Origin of the sequence: Corynebacterium sp. HMSC061H03, assembly GCF_001838215.1 — a bacterium.
GTDB classification, from domain to species: Bacteria; Actinomycetota; Actinomycetes; order Mycobacteriales; family Mycobacteriaceae; genus Corynebacterium; species Corynebacterium jeikeium_D.
In genome coordinates this window covers 86,884-103,832 of sequence record NZ_KV836086.1, presented here as the reverse complement: position 1 = coordinate 103,832, position 16,949 = coordinate 86,884, and the positions used below count along the sequence as shown (strand labels likewise).

The window sequence follows — 16,949 nt, the reverse complement described above, 5'->3', positions numbered from 1 at the left end:
GGCATGCGGACACACTTTTCTTTACTTAACCCACTACCGCCGTCGCGCCACGCTTTTACACGCTGCAGGAACTCGCCGATCTCGGCGTCGGCTCCGAGTCCACGTTGCGAAAAGCTATTAAAGAGGGCCGTCTTTCATTCCACCGTTTCGGCACCGCCTATCGGATTCGCCAAGACGATCTCGACGCCTACCTCGCGGCCGCACGCCGCCCTGCCCCGCAGCTATTCGACGGCTTCGTCGATGCCGTCGTGAATGCAGCGCCCCAACTGACAGATGAGCAGCGCCAGCAGCTCGTCACGGTGCTGGGCGGTGTGAAGCACTAATGCGGACAAACCCGCCTACGACGAGATCCCGCCGCTTAGCTCAGCTAGTCAGGCTGGGTCTTGAACTGAGTGCGAGGGCTGATGGGTGATGGCCGTGCTACTACACACGCGCGCTCCACCGTCGTGCCCCGAGTCCAAATAAACAGTTCATTCAACCAAGGAGAACAAACCATGTCTTTCAGAGACGATTACGCAGCAGCGCTGCGCGATGAGCAGCAAGCAAAAGATACCGTGAACGAGGCGCGCCGTGCACACAAAGCGACAAAGGAGCGCCTTGCGCAGTTGCGCAAGTATGCCGAAGAGTTCGAGGTGAATCTCGACGGTGACAAGTCCGCCAGCACCGAAGGGGACAGCGATACACCTGAGAACGGTGACGGCGACACGCCTGAGAGCACCGAGGGCAGTAAGCCGAAGCGGCATCTAGAAGTTGTACCCGACTAACCCTTTAGCCGTACACGCAATCACCTCATGTGTGTACGGCCACGCGGCGTGACGACGTACAGCCGTCACGTTTGATGTCGCCACACACCCCGCTCGCAAGGGCGGGGTTTTCGCGTGTGTGCGGGTGGCTGCGGCACCGCTACACGTGACACTGTCACGATGCTTGCGCCGGTATCGGCGACGGGGCATATACACGTCTGCCCCGTCGCCTGGATCATCCGCCACATGGCTGGCGGTATGTCGCGCTGCTGTTATGCGCGGTTCTGGCCGGCATAGTCTTGTGTGGACTTGAAATATGCCGAAGACGGGGCCGTGGGTGCAGCAAAGACAGCAGCGTGGACAGAGCAGATTTCAGCAGCTGTGCTGCTGAAGATGCAACCGCGACGGCAGATGGTATGCGGCGCATGCCGCATAATGGACGCGTCGTGAGATACGCCAATATCCATCTCGGCAGGCTTGCCGTGATGGAGCGTTTCGTGATGACCCAAACACGACACATCGATGCTGGCATATCCGAATGTATATCAACGGGATATATCGGATTGCCGGCAGTGTCGTGATGCAGAGCATGGGTCATCACACAAGGTGCAGCGCCAGCTGCACTATTGGGCACCTTGACCGGAGCGCAGCGGAGGGAAAGGTAGACCCAGCCAGACCGAGCGAGCGAGGTCTGAGACTGGGGCTATAAGGGGCGGCGCGCCAGCGCCGGGCACCGGGTTATGCGAGCGCCAGCGAGCGGTAACACCCGGTGCAGTGCCTCGGCTATGCCGAGCGCCGGAGCGCAGCGGAGGCGTCGCACCCCCTTATGCCCTTTTCCCCCTTCTACCCCTATAACGACAAACATATAGGGGTTTTGACACAGAAGGGGGCTGCGACCTGCGTGTTTCGGGTTGTGACACGGTCTTCGACCCTTACCCGAAACGGCCCGTTGATGCGCGAAGCGCACATGGTGCCTACGCAAAACCTGCAGGTCGCCACGCTGTGCGCACCACATGCGGCGTCAGCCACTGTATGTCGGTCTTAAAGTAAGGGCCGATGACGGGTGGAAACGCCGCTTGCGGCGTCTTCCCGCGTCATCGAGACACCTGCAGCGAGCTTGCGAGCGCAAGGTGTCTAACCGCACGGCAAGACCGACATCGCCTACGTGGTGCGCACAGCCACACCCTGCACCGTGACACCGCCGTTAGGCGGTTATTGCAGGGTGGTGAAAATCCCGCAGCGAGCCATCCGCCGCCAGGCGGTGTTGATGCTGCTGCGGGGGTTGAACCACGGGCCTGATTAATACACTCCATATCTGCCCGTGCCATAAGCACAGTATCGGTGCAGACGCATCACGCTCGCGGCGGAGATATGCGCGCAAGCGCATGTAATGAGCACCGCCAGCGACGTGTGTTTCGCGAGCGCGTCGCGCTGCAGCAGATCCAGCGGCAGCGGTTGATGCACATGTGTAGCGCCGCGACTCGATTGGTTCATCTTTGTGGCAGCGGCTGTACGGCCCTGTGGCGGCCGTAGACGCCTCGGATGGACGGAGTGCGCGTGCAGAAGAACAGTTTCAAGACGTCGCTGTTCGTCGTGTATCTGCCGAAGTCGATGTGCAAGGAGATCCCCGACTACTACACCAGTGAGGTGGACGGGCGCGAAGTGAAACGTCCGCGCTATGTCGCCCGCGACTACGAGGAAGCAAAGCAGTACCTCGAAGAGTCAATGCGCTGGCTTGCAGAAAACTTCATCCCCGGCGGTATCGACGCAGTCGCTGGCGGTGATATGAACTTTGACGAATCAACGCCACACATCCAGTTCCAGGCGGATACGTTCTCACCGAAGCCCGAAGATCCCGACAAGCTCCGTTGCCGCCCCGGCATCGCGTACAACACTGACACCTCAGTGCGGTACACATCCGGCCCGAAGAAGGGCAAGCAGATCTCGGGTAACCAGAAGTTCATCGACGCGCAACGGGGCCTGCGCGAACACATGCACTCGCTCGGCTATCCGGTGGAACTAGAAGTCTCCGAACGTCATGACGAGTCACTCAACCTCGACCGCTACACCGAGCAACAAGACCGGGAGCGCGATCTCGCCAAGCGCGAGGATGATGTGGAAGTCAAGAAGCGATCCGTGCAGCGCGACATGGACGCAATTGATCGTGACCGCGAGCAGGCTGCTAAGGAACTTGAACAGGCGCAAGAAGCCCGCGAAGCAGCCCAGCGCGTACAGGAGAATGCTGAAGCACAGGCTCGCGAGGTTGCCGAGCGTGTGCTCAAGGAAGCACGCGAGAAGGCCGAGCAAGAAGCCGAAGAGATCCGCAGCGAAGCACGCAAGGATGCTGAGCAGGAGTTGGGCCTGGCCGAAGCGCAAGCAGACGAGCTGCTCGAACGAGCCGAAGAGACTGCGCGGGCCAAGGCGGGCGATATTACAGCCGCAGCTCGCAGCGAAGCAGAGACGATCACTCGCAAGACCGACGAGGCCCGTAAGCAGGCTGAGCGCGACGCCGAGACGATCCGCAGCAAAGCACGAGATGAGGCCACGAGCATCCGCGACGAGGCCACACGCGACGCTGCAGTAACGCGCAAGGATGCCCGCGATGAGGCTGATCAGATCCGCCGCAACGCGCACACGGACGCCGAAGATGAAGCCGCCATCATCATCGAAGAAGCGGTGAAGTCAGGACAACAGTTGGAGCACTTGGATAAGAAGTTCCTGGTGCAAGAACTGCATCGCAGCCCAGAGTTGCTTGAGCGTTACACGCTGTTCAGGCAGTCGCAGACCTCAGGCAAGAAGGGCGGGGCGCAGCAGCGTGCACGCGAGCGCATCGAGAAGCGCCGCCAGCAGCAACAGCAGCGTGATCGTGATGGCGGTATGGAGTTGTAGCACTGCTCTCCCCTGCCCTGTACGGCCTTCTGCGGGCCTAACAGGGGGCCGTCGGCGTCGTAGGTCATTGGCGGCGGGTAAACGGCTGATATTCAGCGAAAATCGAAGAAATCTCGGCTAGGCGGGGCCGGTGTCACTACGTTGCGCAGTGAATTGGCCTGTTGAGTGGCGGAGATAGTGCGCAGCACGTCGGTGTGTACGACGGGGCATGTGCTGCGCAGAAGAGATGTCCGTAGAAGGGCCGACAGAATGTCGTTGTCATTCTGTTGCGTAGTAAAGGTGTCAATAGGATGACAAACCACTTCACTGCCCAATTCACATGTCATTAAAGTGACAGGGCATTTGATTGCGCAGTAAACGTGTCGATGAAATGGGTGCCCAATACACAGTGCAACCTACGTGTTAATGAAATGTCACAGACACTACATAGTGCAGTGAGTTGCGCAGCAGAAACGCCAGTAAAAGCACCGCACCACTGCACCGTAAAACTGCACAAGTGATTCGCAGCAAATTGGCGTGTGAAATGGTTGAAAAAATAACCCCGCAGGTTTCCCTGCGGGGTTTCGTAGTTAGAACGGTACTTCTTCGCCCTCAGCGCCAGCCAGGGCGGCGGTCGCCGCCTCGCCTCCGCGACGGGCAGCGCGAGCAGCGGACTCCTTCTTGGAATCGATCAGCTGCACCGTGTCGATGCGCGCCACCAGCGGGTACTGCTTCACACCGTCCTTGTCGGTGTAGACGTCGGTCTTGAGCGAGTAGCTCACCGCAACGCGATCGCCGGAGCCGATGCAGCCGAACACACCGGGGTTCGCGGCGTCCTGGACGTAGCCGGTCAGCTCCACGATCTCGCTTTCCACCTTGCCGGTGGACTTGTTCTTGAAGGTGTTGCGCGCATAGACGCTGAGCTTCACCGTCGCGCCGCCGTTTGCGTGCTCGAACAGCTTGGGTGCGCGAGCTGCGTTGCCGACGATGGTGCCGTTGTTGAAGGGGTTGGACATGTTGGTTCTCCTTACGTGAGTGGGTGTGATTTGCCGTGCAATTTGGGTACTTAAGCAGCTGCTTTGCTGCTGCGGGGCGGTTGCGCTGTCGTTACAACACTGCCCAGGGCAGCGGTGTGCCTGCCGCCTCTAGGTCGCGCAGTTCTTGTGCTGCGCCCGGATCGGCGTCCTCGCCGTCGATGCCGTCGGCGAGCTGGTAGAGCAGTTCCAGGTCGGTGTGGGTGATGTCGCGCATCACGTGCCTCCTTGTTCGGATTGATGGTCAATCCGTCTGTTGGAGACAGCTCTGCTGTCTAAAGGTCACTCCCCTGCCTCGTTGCGGTGTCTGTCGTCGCAAGCCAAGGCCCCGCGAGAAAAAGAAACCCCGTTGCATTGCTACAACGGGGTGTGTGGTGCTACTCGGCAAACAAGATCGTGCGGGTCTTCTCAGCGCCCTCGCGGACAAGCTCGACCATCCGCTCGCCCTGGCCGATATCGGTCAGCTTCGCCACCAGCGACGGGAAGTTCTCGTCTGGCCCGATCTCGGTGGCTCGCTGCGCAGCCACGCCAGCTAGCCCCGGCTGGCCTGTGGCGTGAGCGAGCACGGCAACAGTGGCGGTGAGCTGCGAGCGCATGCCTGGCCAGCTGGTCGGGACAGCGCGCATAACCTTCTCTATGAACGCAAGGCCCGCCTGCGGGTCATCGAGCAGTGCGGCAAGCAGCGTGTCCCGCAAGCGCGGCGTGGTGAAGCATTTCAGCGCAGACCGAACAGCGCGAGCGCTCGGCTGGGTGATCCCTGCCGCCGCCTGCTCATACTCACGCTGCAGCACGTCTGCGAACATGGGCGGGATATACGCCAGCGCGTCTTCGATGATGTCGGCGTGCTCGGCAGCGTCGATGCCGTGGTCAGTGCTGTTCAACCGTGCCTCGATGTCGTCTTTGCTCGGCTCCGGCAGCTCGCCGGTGTGCTCTAGCATCTGCTGCAGCGCCGCTGATGCGGCGACCTCGCCGACAACACCGTGGCGCGGCTCGTCGATGAGCGGATGCTGGTACACAGACCACCAAGCAGCCCCAGTGACGATCTCGGGCACCTGCACCACCCCGAGCAGCGGCGGTAGCGGCGAGGCCCCGCTGGTGAGGTACGTGGCCGTCTCGTCGAAGACCGGCTGCGCAATGTCATCGCTGATCATGTACGCGATAACAGCGTCGAGTTCGAGGTGGTGGACCCACGCTGCGAACCGCTCGCGGCTCTCAGTGAGCTTCTCCACTGCTTCGTCCAGGTCGAACCGTGCGACCGGGCCGAGGCGGACGGTGTCGACGCCCTCGTCGTCGACGAAGAACGCGAGGATCAGCGAGTTGTTCGGGTAGAACCCGAGGATGCCGGGGAGGTTCGCGAGGATCTCGCCGTGGGATGCAAGCGTGTGAGAATGGGTGGACATGGCAGTGCTCCTTTGCACGAATACGGGGTGTATGTGGTCAATCCCGTATTCGGCCCGGCTCTGCCGGTCGCAGGCGTATCCCAGCAGTGCAGCACTCATGTGTGCCGAGCGTCGCTAGCGCAGCCTGATGCCTTCTCGCCGGGTGCGAGCGCTAGCGACGCAGCCTGTGCTTAAGCGTCGGCTTCGATGCGCTTGAGAGCGCGATAGATCGTCGGCCGCGAGACGTTAAAGGTGCGCGCTACAGCGCTGACGGACTTGCCGCCGTCGATAAGCTCCTTGGCCATCTGCGCCTGCTCAGCGCTGAGCTTCGGCTTGGGGCCGGCGACCCTGCCCTGTGCGCGGGCGTGCGCCACGCCCTCACGGGTGCGCTGGACAAGCAGGTCACGCTCCCACTCGGCAAGACTTGCCATGACGTTGATAACCACCTTGTCGGTGGGCTTCGACGTGTCCAGCGCTGGCTCCAACACCTTGACGTTGATGTCACGCTCGGCGAGGTCAGCGATGGTGTTCACGGTGTCCGCGAGGCTGCGGCCGAGCCTGTCCAAGCGCGTGACAACGAGCGTGTCGTCGGGGCGCATGTACGCCAGCGCGTCATCAAGACCAGGCCGTTGCCAGTTGGTGCCGGAGATGGTGTCTGAGTAGATGTGGTCCGGGTCGCAGCCAGAGCCTGAACGCTCAGATGACTTCGAGCCTGACTTCTAGCCTGGAACCGCTGGTAGAAGTAGCTGTATCTGAGGCAATGTCGAAAGAGCCTAAGAGCCTGCACGAGGCAGCAGAAGCCTCTAAGAAGGCTCGCAGCGCTCTGCTCCAGGAGAAGGAGTCCAACGAAAAGCTGCTGGAGGAGATACGCGCAGAACGCAAGCAGTATAACGACGATATGGAAAAGTCGAACACGAACTTTATTAAGGCCTGCATGTCTGCCTCGTGGATTGCAGCCAGTGTTCTCTTCGTTGCTATCGCACTCGTTGCTGTCGGAGCCTTGGGGAACGGGCTGCTAAGTATGCTCGGCATACCCGACGGCGTGTCTGCCTTGTGGGGTCACGTCCAGGAGGCCAACGGCATCGGCCCAACACTGGGCTGGTTGGCGTTAACACTTATCGTCATAGGGGTTCTTATAGCGCTTATGACCTGGATGTTGTCCCAGGCTGCGCCGGGTATTGCTCACTTAGTCGAGGAATACCGTCGCAATCACCCGAGGAAAGAAACGAACCACTAACTAGAACACGTGCACCGTAAAAAGTAAAAATCCCCACAACACAGCGTAGCGGTTAACCGCTACGCTTCTTTTATGCTCTTCCTATGCCCCAACTTTGCAACAGCACCAATAAACTGGCGCCCCGGTTATAAGTTGGGGCGCCAAGTCGATGTGCTCGAGTCGGGGGATGTTAGTGGCCGGTGCCAAGCCGGCCAGACAGGCGGTTCAGCCGGTCCTGACTGGGACCGTCGAGCCCGATAATGGACACGGTTTTGCCTCTGTCCTGGAACTTCTGCGTAATCGCGTCAAAGGTCGCGACCGTGGAGGCATCCCAGATCTCCGCCTCAGTGAGATCAATAGTGATATGACGGGCAGAATCGGTGTAATCAAAGCGATAAACCAGGTCATTGCTTGATGCCCAAAACAACTGGCCATGCACCCGGTAGGTACGAGTATCAATCTCTCCATCGCCGTCGCCGTCGATCTCGGAGACCTTTTCAATGGAAGCGATATGTGCCATCCGACGGGCGAACATGATCATCGCGGTGACCACACCCAACACCACACCAATGGCCAGGTTGCTGGTGGCTAGGGTGGCAATAATCGTCACGGCCATAACAATGGTCTCAGAGACCGGCATGAGTTTAAGGGTGCGTGGATGCACCGAGTGCCAGTCGATGGTGCCGACCGAGACCATGATCATGATTGCCACCAGGGCAGCCATCGGGATCATGCCAACGATGTCGCCCAGTGCCAGGACCAGGACCAGCAGGAACACACCGGCTAACAGGGTGGATAGGCGGGTACGTGCCCCGGATTCGCGGACGTTGATCATGGTTTGACCGATCATCGCGCAGCCACCCATGCCGCCGAAGAAACCGGAGGCAATATTAGCCACCCCCTGTCCCCAGGATTCACGAGTTTTATCGGAATGAGTGTCGGTGATGTCATCGACGAGCTTGGCGGTCATCAACGATTCCATGAGACCGACCACGGCCATGGCCAGGGCATAAGGCGCGATGATCTGCAGGGTCTCCAACGTCCACGGCACGTTCGGAATAAACAGGGACGGTAAGGTCTCCGGCATCTTGCCCATGTCCGAGACCGTCGGGACAGTCAAACCGGCGGCAATGACCAAACCGGTGAGCACGATAATCGTGACCAGCGGGGCGGGGATCACACTGGTGAGCTTGGGGAAGAAAATCATGATCACCACACCCAAGCCGACGAGTGGGTAGACTATCCAAGGCACATCAATGAGGTGTTCGAGTTGGGCGGTGAAAATCATAATGCCCAGTGCATTGACGAAACCCAGCATCACCGATCGGGGGATAAAACGCTGAAGTTTCGCCACACCGAGGGCGCCGAGCACGATTTGTAGGACACCGCCCAACAGGACGGTGGCGATGAAATAATCCATCCCGTAACCACGCGCCACAGGAGCAATGACTAGGGCAATAGCCCCGGTGGCGCCGGTGATCATTGCCGGGCGGCCACCGGTAAAGGCGATCGCAATGGCCATGACTACCGAGGAAAACAGACCCATGGCTGGGTCAACACCGGCAAGGATGGAAAAGGCAATGGCCTCAGGGATCAGCGCCAGGGATACCGCCAGTCCGGCCAGAATCTCTATACGGATACGGGCGGGGGAAGAAAATGCGTAACGGAAGGATGCGATGATCCCGGTAGGGGCATCAGCGCCGTCTGGACTCAGGAGGGGGCGGGGGGCCGCCGTGCTAGTTTCAGTCATAGATGTCCAATCTTTGAGGGGATAGGTAACTGGGCGAACGCCCGAAAGGAATCCAACCCTCTAGTAACTTTAGGTTTGGTGATGGTGGTCATGGTAGCGGGAGTTTTACTCAACCGCCAACCCAGGCACAGGAACCCGTGGGCAACATCACCGTGAAGGAGAACAGGCAATGCAAAACAGTAATTTCAAGATCGGCGAGGTCGTTGACCAGACGGGGTTGTCGATTCCCACCTTGCGTTATTATGACAACGTCGGCCTGATTACCCCATCGGGGCGTAGCCCTGGTGGGTTCAGGCTTTATAGTGAGGCTGATGTACGTCGTGTTTTGCTGGTGCGACGGATGAAACCGCTGGGGTTTACTCTGGATCAGATGCGGGAATTCCTGGAAGCTGCGGAGATTCTTCATAGTTCAGATGGCGGGCAGGACAGTGATACCGCACAGCAGGCACGGAGTAATGCCAAGGCCACCCTTGCCGACATTCGTGAGGAGACGCGCACCCGCTACGAAAAGCTACGCAAGCAAATTGCCTACGCTGAGGAATTCCTCGATCTGGTCAACACCCTGGTACCCTAAACTGCCCCCATCCTTCGCAGGGAGAAAAAGACCATCGTATTGAATGCGCTCTGTCGAATCGCGTTCCAGATGAAGTGGACGAACGCCCGCGGCCTCTCCGGAGTGGATGGCGATAGTACAGAGGACTTCTGAAATCCGTGCAGACGACTCCTCAAAACGACACAGTCATCCAAGGTCACAAAATCGAAAATTGTCACTTAACCCCATCACTTCCAAACCGGCTTAAGTGACAAAATGCCATCGCTAAAGTCCCGATTTGAGTCCCAGGACGTGCGCCTTAAGAGAAATAACTAAAGCCCCTACCAGTGTTTCTCCTGGTAGGGGCTTGGAAGTTGGTAGCGGGGGCAGGATTCGAACCTACGACCTCTGGGGTAACAAGAGCCGTGTCATACTTCCTGCGAACGCCACGGTTGAGCAGTGTCGCCCCCGATACACGAAGGCAGATCTCCCCCGAACTGCCGGCTCCCGTGGCGTTCCTTCGTAAGAGCTTTGCGCGCCGCAGCGCATGCGCGCGATTGTTGACGTGTCACACACTGCAACCTAGTTCCACACGATCTGCACCGATTCAGGGTTAAAGGTCTTGGTGCCGCGCACGCCACGGCGCAGGCGCACCTGGCACAGGGTATTGATGACTCGGCGCTGCACGGCAAGCTCTGCGTTGTCGAAGGCATCCACGGGCGAGGCGTAGCCGGTTGTGTCGAGCAGCGCCGATGCGCCAGCAAGACGGGCACGGCGCGTTTCGAGTTTCTCGATCTGCGGCTCATAACGGTTTCGCGCGCGCTTGAGGTCACGGGCCTCGATAAGCTCCTCATCGTAGTCAGCCTGGACGCGGGCGAGCTTTGCGCGAAGCTCAGCGAGTTCGTCGTCGATGGCGTTGACCTCGTCGTCGTCCACAGTCGGCAGCAGGTCCGCCAGGTCGTCACGGCCAAGGCGGGCGCGGATCACGGCGAGCACAAAATCATCGACGCTATGTGTGCGCACTAATCCACAGGCGGCGCAGCGGTAGCGGTCGGCATGTGTGCGCACGGGGTTGCCACACTCGTCGCAGACATACAGACCCGAGCCGAGATGGCGGCGAGTGTTCCGGCGCTCCTTGTTGGTCAGCCGGTCGGGATCGTCGAGCACGTTCTGCACGCGCCACCACAGATCTGGTGTGACGATCGGCTCCCACTGCCCTTTCACCGGCTCGCCGGTATCGGGGTCGCGGACGATATGCGTGACACGGCGGTATTTGTTCTTCACGCCTTTGCGCTTGGCCTTCTTATAAGTGGAGTAACCCGCATACACGGGGTTGCGCAGGATCGAGTGCAACGACGTGTAGGCCCACGGCTGCGCGTCGGGAACCGGCTTTTCTTCCTGGCCTTCAGCGCGGCGTCGAGCGTTGCGCTCTGTGACCACGGTGTACATATGGCGCGGCGTGGTCGGGATATCCGGCAAGCCCGGTTGATCGACCCCAGATAAGGCGCGCGCAATGTCGCGCATGGAGTTGCCCCTCTCGACAGCGCGGAACATACCGAGCACGGCGGCGGCTTCGGATGGAATGATCTCGCCGGTGGAGGTGTAGCCGATAGGGCGCACACCGCCGGAGTACCAGCGGCCCTGCTCGGCGCGTTGCTGTTGCGCACGAGACTGGCGCATGCTCTTTCGCTCGATCTCGCCGCGTGCCACGGCTGCTTTGATGCGCGCGTACATTCTGCCGCCGTCGGTGGCAAGGTCAGCATCACCGTTCGCAGTGACGAGTTTCAGCCCCTGCTCCTCTGCCCTGTCGATCCACTCTTCGAGCTGCCAGGGCTGCCGTGTGAGGCGGTCGAGGTCCCAGCAAATGATCGCGTCGATCTCGCCGCGCTCAAAGGACGCCACCATCGCGTCGTAGTCGGGGCGGTCCACGTCCTTCTTCGACGCGGAGATCGACTGATCGACGTAGGTATGCACGACGTCCCAGCCGCGTTGCTCGGCAAGGGCTTCGCAGTCCTGGCGCTGCCGGTCGATGGCGAGGCCGTCCATGGCAGCATCGAGCGAGATACGGAGGTAAATAGCAGCACGTGTTGTCATGCCGCTAACACTAGCGCGCCTCAGGTTACATTGAAACGAAACTCCACCACATCACCGTCGTGCATGATGTAGTCCTTGCCCTCCTGGCGGACCTTGCCCTTGGCCTTCGCCTCGGCAATCGAACCGGCCTCGACCAAGTCGTTGAAGGACACAATTTCAGCCTTAATGAAACCGCGCTCAAAATCAGTGTGAATCACGCCGGCAGCCTGCGGAGCCGTAGCACCCTTCGGAATGGTCCAGGCGCGAGACTCCTTCGGGCCAGCGGTCAGGTAGGTCTGTAGCCCCAGGGTGCGGAAACCAGCGCGAGCAAGCGAATGCAGGCCCGGCTCAGTCTGACCAATTTCGGCCAGCAGCTCATTGCGGGATTCCTCATCCAGCTCCAGCAGGTCCGACTCGGCCTTCGCATCGAGGAATACACAGTCCGCCGGTTCCACAGCAGCGGCCAGATCCGCGCGGCGGTCCTCGTCGGCAAGCACTTCCTCGTCAGCATTGAAGACGTAGAGGAACGGCTTTGCGGTGAGCAAGTGCAGCTCGCGCAGAGCGGAGAGCTTCACATCATCAGAAGCAGCGAAGAGAGTGCGCCCCTCTTCCAGCACGGCAAGAGCCTGCTTGACGGCTTCAACCTCGCCGACCTTTTCCTTATCCTTCTTGGCTTCCTTCTCCAGACGCGGCAGCGCCTTCTCAATAGTCTGGATATCAGCCAGAATCAGCTCGGTTTCAATCACACCGATGTCAGAGGCCGGGTCAACCTTGCCGTCGACATGCACAACGTCATCATCATTGAAGACACGGACGACCTGACAGATAGCGTCAGCCTCGCGGATGTTGGCGAGGAACTTGTTACCAAGACCTTCGCCCTCCGATGCACCCTTGACGATGCCGGCGATGTCCACAAACGACACCGTAGCCGGAAGAATACGCTCGGAGCCGTAAATTTCGGCGAGCTTATTCAAACGGGGATCGGGAAGCTCCACAACGCCGACGTTCGGCTCGATGGTGGCGAACGGATAATTCGCAGCCAGCACATCGTTGCGTGTCAAGGCGTTAAACAGGGTTGACTTTCCGACATTGGGCAGACCGACGATTCCAAGTGTAAGACTCACATTGCTCATCTTACGGCTCGGGGAGAAAGATTTGAACTCGCCCTAACTTCGTGAAGTTGCCCCCTATCCCCTCCGAACCCCCATAATGAATACGTGAGCAATAAACCCAATGAAGGCGAAGAGTGGACTGCGCAGTCCGAAAAAGACGCTATCGATCACGTAATGGGATCGGAGCCTCTGCGTATAGAACAGTCTCTGTCTATCCCCTCCGACGCCCATAAGTCAGCGGCAACGCAACCGGATCTGCCGGAAGATGCTGAAAACCTCGATGAGCTTATGAGCGAAAATGACTCCGAGTCCATCGACCGCGCCGACGTCATTGGCGAGGGCGCCCGATGGTTCGCAGGTTGGTGCCTGCGTTTCCTCATCACCGCAGCGGCGCTGTATGTCAGCGCTATGATTCTGGGAAAGATTTGGGCTGGCGTTCTGCCGATTCTGCTGGCTCTGATTGTCTCCACGGTGCTGGCTCCGCCCGCCGTGTTCCTGATGAAACACCGCTGGCCCCGCGCACTCTCCGCACTGACGGTCATCCTAGGCGCGCTGGCGCTGCTTGGCGGCGTCGTCGCGTTCCTCGCACCGACTGTGCAGTCGCAGTTCCCAGAATTGCGTCGCCAGTTCACCGACGGCATTCAAGAAGTCCAGAACATCATTCAGGCACCGCCATTTAACGTCAAGGATGAACAAATCCTCGACGCTCTGGACCAGGGTTCCCAATGGCTCCAGGAGCGCTCCGGCGATATCGCCAACACAGTCTTCCAAGGCATCTCGGTGGTCTCTTCGGTCGCCGTAACCTTGATGGCAATGCTGGTGCTGACGTTCTTCTTCATCAAGGACGGCCAGGACTTCCTGCCATGGCTCCGCCGCCTGACCGGACGTCGCCTCGGCTGGCATCTCACGGAGGTACTCACCCGCTCCTGGAACACGCTGTCGGGCTACATCCGCACGCAGGCTATCGTTTCGCTTATCGACGCGGTCTTCATCGGTGCCGGTCTTGCGATTTTGAATGTGCCGCTGGCAATGGTCCTGGCCGTGGTGACTTTCTTCGCTGGCTTCATTCCTATTGTCGGCGCGTTCACCGCCGGCTTCATTGCGGTGGTTGTCGCACTTGTTGCCAACGGCCTGACCACAGCAATCTTTGTCTTGCTCATCATCATTGCCGTCCAGCAGATTGAGGGCAACATCCTCTCCCCAATCCTGCAGGCCAAGGCTATGGACCTGCACGCCGCAATCGTCTTGTTGGTGGTTCTGCTCGGTGGCGGTATCTTCGGCATCATCGGCGCTTTCCTGGCTGTGCCAGTCACTGCAGTCGTCGCGGTCTGGTTCCGCTACCTCGGCGACCTCACGGATTTGCGAACGGGTGACAAGACCGCAAAGGACATCGAGTTCGCCACGGATGCCGGGTCAATCTCCGGCATTCAGATTGAAGCTGCCGGCCGTGCGATGCGCGACCGACTGGCTTCGTTCCGTCTGGGCAGTGATGACTCCGACAGCTCCGCGGAGAGCGCTGTGAAGGCAGATGCTCGCACCGCCGGTAAGGTTTCCCCCGATGCTGGTCCGACCAAGCAGGAAGAGGGAACGATGACCAAGGCCTTCCACAAGGTCACTGAAGTCGTCTCCGGGCCTTTCTCTAAGAAAAACAAGTAAGGCGAGATTCCGAGACACGGGCAGGCTCTTGTACCGGGCTTGCCCGTTTTTATCACTAATAACCGGTAGGATACGCATTCGTGTCGAACAGATCAGCAATAACCCGTAAAGGCAGTGTGAACAAACCTCTGCTTCCACGCGTGCCAATGTTTGTGCCGCCGTTGCTGATGCTTCTGGCCGGCGTTTTTGGTTTGCTCTTTTCTGTTCCCAACGGTTCGCTTGGCAAGCCCTACTTCATTGCTTTTGCCGTGGCTGCTGTGGCCGGAACACTGTTGGTGGTTCCTCGCGGTCTGGTAGTTACCGTCGCTCAAATCCCTATTTTGTTCGCGCTTGTCACCTTTTTCACAGCGTGGTTTACCGGTTCTCTCGCCGATCCCGAAAATGGTGGCGCGACCGCGACGACCTCTAAACGCGCTCGCCTGGTGACCTCCGCATATCCCATCATCCAGCAGTTCCCGTGGCTGCTGATCTTGATGATCATCTGTGTCATCATCGCAGTGTGGCGTTACCTCGAAATCACCCGCACCCAGGAGAAATCCCTCAACACCCAGCGCAAGGCCGCTAAACAACGCCAGCACCGTGACGAAGCCGCTGTCGAATCCAGCTCTCAGGTTCGCCGTCGTCTCGCCGAATCTGATCGCCGCGTAGCTTCTCGCTCTCAGGAACGTCCTGCTTCACGACGTCCCGCTGCGGACATTATCCGAGATGCCGAAGCTCGCCGCCAGGCGCGCCAGCAGGCTGCGCGCTCTCGGCAGGAGAGTTCTCGTTCTGGTGCCCGACCGGCAGCGAGCGCCAACTCGGCATCGCGCAACGCCGAGCAACTGCGTGAGCGACCAGTTGACCGCTCTGGGGAGCGCGCCCAGCAGCGCTCGAATTTCGCACAGCGGGCCCAGCAGCCAACATCCCGTTGGCAGTCTCGCCCGCATCCGGGCCAGGCGCAGTTCACTCAGGATTCCACTTCGTCAAACTCGACCAGACAGCAGCCTCGTCGTCCAATTGAACGGCCAAACGCACCGCAGCGGCCGAAGCAGGAGTTTCCCCGTCGTCAAGCGGCAGGAACGGCACGGATGTGGGGAGAACAGTCTTCGCCGGAGTCTCGGTCCGAAAAGTCTCAACAGAGCCCCGCACGCCCGGGGAGCAACCACCGCCGCACCGAGGAGTGGCCACCGCGACAGCAGCGCCCTCGCCAGGAGCGCATAACCGGGCGCGATACCAGGTCTCGTTACCGCAAGTAGCTCGGGCTTGCACTTTTACCGTCACAGTTGCCCACAGGCAGATTTAGCCTGCGGGCAACGTGCGTTTATAAGCAGGACAATCCGCCCCATCGTGTAAGTGTTGATGTATGTCGAAATTGGAAACGTCGGCCGAGAAACCGGTTCAGGTTCGACGCCTGAACCAGTTAGTCAAGGACTACATTGAGCGCCTTGGACAGATTTGGGTCGAGGGGGAAATCGCCCAGGTCAACTCCAAGCCGAGCTGGAAGCTCTCCTACATCACTCTGCGTGACACCTCCGCGGAGTTTTCGGTGTCGGTGACTTGTTCTACGACGGCTCTCCGCAATAATCCACTGCGCAACGGCGACCGCGTGGTGGTTTTGGGCAAGCCTGCGTTTTATGCCGGGCGGGGGCAGTTTTCCCTGTGGGCTACGGAGTGGAGGCCCGTAGGTTTGGGGCAACTATTGGCGCGGTTGGAACAGCTGCGCCAGGCGCTAGCGGCGGAAGGACTTTTTGATCCACGGCTGAAACGCCCTCTGCCCTATCTCCCCAACAAGATCGGGTTGATTACTGGTCGCGGTTCAGCGGCTGAACGCGATGTGCTTTCGGTCGCGGGCGCCCGCTGGCCCGAGGTGAATTTCCGGGTAATCAACACGATTGTGCAGGGTGCCAAGGCTGTTCCGGAGATTATTGAGGCGCTTGCACAGCTCGACGCCGACCCGGAGGTTGATGTCATCATCGTCGCCCGTGGCGGTGGCAGTGTCGAAGATTTGCTGCCTTTTTCAGATGAGGCTCTGATTCGTGCGGTGAGTAAGGCGACAACACCGGTGGTTTCTGCAATCGGGCACGAGCCGGATACTCCGCTGTTGGATTACGTCGCTGATTTACGTGCTGCCACACCGACGGATGCGGCAAAGAAAACAGTGCCCGATGCTGCTGAGGAACGACGCCTCATTGCACAGCTGCGTGAGCGCTCCTCGGCATCTCTGCGACGATGGGTTGACCGTGAAGTAGCGACTCTGCGGGATTTGACGTCGCGGCCGGTACTGCGCGATCCGCTCACTCCCATCCGCGTGCGTGAAGAGTTTGTCACGGCGCAGGTTGATCGGCTGCGTTTTCTCATCCACCGCAGTCTGGAACGTGAGGAAGCCGTGGTATCGGGATTGCGCGGCAAGGTTTCAGCACTTGGCCCCTCTGCCACACTCGCTCGCGGCTATGCCATCGTGCAGGCACAATCGGCTACTCAGCCGGAACCACAGATTGTGACCTCTATTGCAGATGCTCCGATGGGTTCCCAACTGCGAATTCGCGTCAGTGACGGCTCCATCTCTGCAGCGACGCTAGCTACGAAGCCGGCGAATTAGTAAGCAAT

General features: G+C 59.6%; 15 protein-coding genes. 8 read left to right on the top strand and 7 right to left on the bottom strand.

Annotation, left to right across the window (positions count from 1 at the left end; all coding sequences use genetic code 11):
* Positions 1 to 62 precede the first annotated feature (62 nt).
* The 3 genes from HMPREF2787_RS10000 to HMPREF2787_RS09985 all read left to right on the top strand — a co-directional run bounded on the left by HMPREF2787_RS10000 (position 63) and on the right by HMPREF2787_RS09985 (position 3,632).
* Positions 63 to 323: a helix-turn-helix domain-containing protein gene (locus HMPREF2787_RS10000; protein WP_070859165.1), complete on the top strand. Its 261-nt coding sequence runs from the start codon at positions 63 to 65 to the stop codon at positions 321 to 323.
* Positions 324 to 494: 171 nt separating this feature from the next.
* The gene (locus tag HMPREF2787_RS09995; RefSeq protein ID WP_049181627.1) at positions 495 to 764 is read left to right on the top strand and encodes a hypothetical protein; all 270 of its coding nucleotides are present in this window, start codon (positions 495 to 497) and stop codon (positions 762 to 764) included.
* Between the two features lie 1,536 nt (positions 765 to 2,300).
* Complete coding sequence (locus tag HMPREF2787_RS09985) at positions 2,301 to 3,632, top strand: hypothetical protein (RefSeq protein WP_016456429.1); 1,332 nt, start codon at positions 2,301 to 2,303, stop codon at positions 3,630 to 3,632.
* Positions 3,633 to 4,201: 569 nt separating this feature from the next.
* Here the strand turns inward: HMPREF2787_RS09985 and HMPREF2787_RS09980 are convergent.
* The 4 genes from HMPREF2787_RS09980 to HMPREF2787_RS09970 form a co-directional block, all read right to left on the bottom strand.
* On the bottom strand, positions 4,202 to 4,627 hold the full coding sequence (locus HMPREF2787_RS09980; RefSeq protein WP_016456430.1) for a single-stranded DNA-binding protein: 426 nt from the start codon (positions 4,625 to 4,627) through the stop codon (positions 4,202 to 4,204).
* Positions 4,628 to 4,718: 91 nt separating this feature from the next.
* The gene (locus HMPREF2787_RS11125; RefSeq protein WP_016456431.1) at positions 4,719 to 4,862 is read right to left on the bottom strand and encodes a hypothetical protein; all 144 of its coding nucleotides are present in this window, start codon (positions 4,860 to 4,862) and stop codon (positions 4,719 to 4,721) included.
* 160 nt (positions 4,863 to 5,022) lie between these two features.
* Positions 5,023 to 6,045 (bottom strand): DUF4192 domain-containing protein, encoded by a 1,023-nt coding sequence (locus tag HMPREF2787_RS09975; protein WP_049181628.1) that lies wholly within the window; start codon positions 6,043 to 6,045, stop codon positions 5,023 to 5,025.
* A gap of 170 nt (positions 6,046 to 6,215) precedes the next feature.
* Entirely contained in the window at positions 6,216 to 6,689 is a 474-nt protein-coding gene (locus tag HMPREF2787_RS09970; protein WP_080972893.1) for a recombinase family protein, read from the bottom strand.
* Positions 6,690 to 6,724: 35 nt separating this feature from the next.
* On the opposite strand from HMPREF2787_RS09970, the gene HMPREF2787_RS09965 reads away from it, so the two are divergent.
* Positions 6,725 to 7,261: a hypothetical protein gene (locus tag HMPREF2787_RS09965; RefSeq protein WP_218079069.1), complete on the top strand. Its 537-nt coding sequence runs from the start codon at positions 6,725 to 6,727 to the stop codon at positions 7,259 to 7,261.
* Between the two features lie 169 nt (positions 7,262 to 7,430).
* On the opposite strand, the gene HMPREF2787_RS09960 is transcribed toward HMPREF2787_RS09965, so the two are convergent.
* On the bottom strand, positions 7,431 to 8,990 hold the full coding sequence (locus HMPREF2787_RS09960; RefSeq protein WP_034664651.1) for a SulP family inorganic anion transporter: 1,560 nt from the start codon (positions 8,988 to 8,990) through the stop codon (positions 7,431 to 7,433).
* Between the two features lie 169 nt (positions 8,991 to 9,159).
* Between HMPREF2787_RS09960 and HMPREF2787_RS09955 the strand changes: the two genes are divergently transcribed.
* Complete coding sequence (locus HMPREF2787_RS09955) at positions 9,160 to 9,564, top strand: MerR family transcriptional regulator (protein WP_048733850.1); 405 nt, start codon at positions 9,160 to 9,162, stop codon at positions 9,562 to 9,564.
* Positions 9,565 to 10,104: 540 nt separating this feature from the next.
* Here HMPREF2787_RS09955 and HMPREF2787_RS09950 read toward each other — a convergent pair.
* Both HMPREF2787_RS09950 and ychF read right to left on the bottom strand, forming a co-directional pair.
* Positions 10,105 to 11,616, bottom strand: a complete 1,512-nt coding sequence (locus HMPREF2787_RS09950) for a recombinase family protein (protein ID WP_070421670.1) — start codon at positions 11,614 to 11,616, stop codon at positions 10,105 to 10,107.
* A 20-nt stretch (positions 11,617 to 11,636) separates the two neighbouring features.
* On the bottom strand, positions 11,637 to 12,719 hold the full coding sequence (gene ychF / locus HMPREF2787_RS09945) for a redox-regulated ATPase YchF (RefSeq protein ID WP_049181654.1): 1,083 nt from the start codon (positions 12,717 to 12,719) through the stop codon (positions 11,637 to 11,639).
* Between the two features lie 93 nt (positions 12,720 to 12,812).
* Between ychF and HMPREF2787_RS09940 the strand changes: the two genes are divergently transcribed.
* From HMPREF2787_RS09940 to xseA, 3 genes are all read left to right on the top strand, one after another.
* Complete coding sequence (locus HMPREF2787_RS09940) at positions 12,813 to 14,363, top strand: AI-2E family transporter (protein ID WP_070859163.1); 1,551 nt, start codon at positions 12,813 to 12,815, stop codon at positions 14,361 to 14,363.
* A gap of 116 nt (positions 14,364 to 14,479) precedes the next feature.
* On the top strand, positions 14,480 to 15,598 hold the full coding sequence (locus HMPREF2787_RS09935; RefSeq protein WP_246824299.1) for a DUF6542 domain-containing protein: 1,119 nt from the start codon (positions 14,480 to 14,482) through the stop codon (positions 15,596 to 15,598).
* Positions 15,599 to 15,705: 107 nt separating this feature from the next.
* On the top strand, positions 15,706 to 16,941 hold the full coding sequence (gene xseA, locus HMPREF2787_RS09930) for an exodeoxyribonuclease VII large subunit (protein WP_070859161.1): 1,236 nt from the start codon (positions 15,706 to 15,708) through the stop codon (positions 16,939 to 16,941).
* The last annotated feature ends 8 nt before the right edge of the window (positions 16,942 to 16,949 follow it).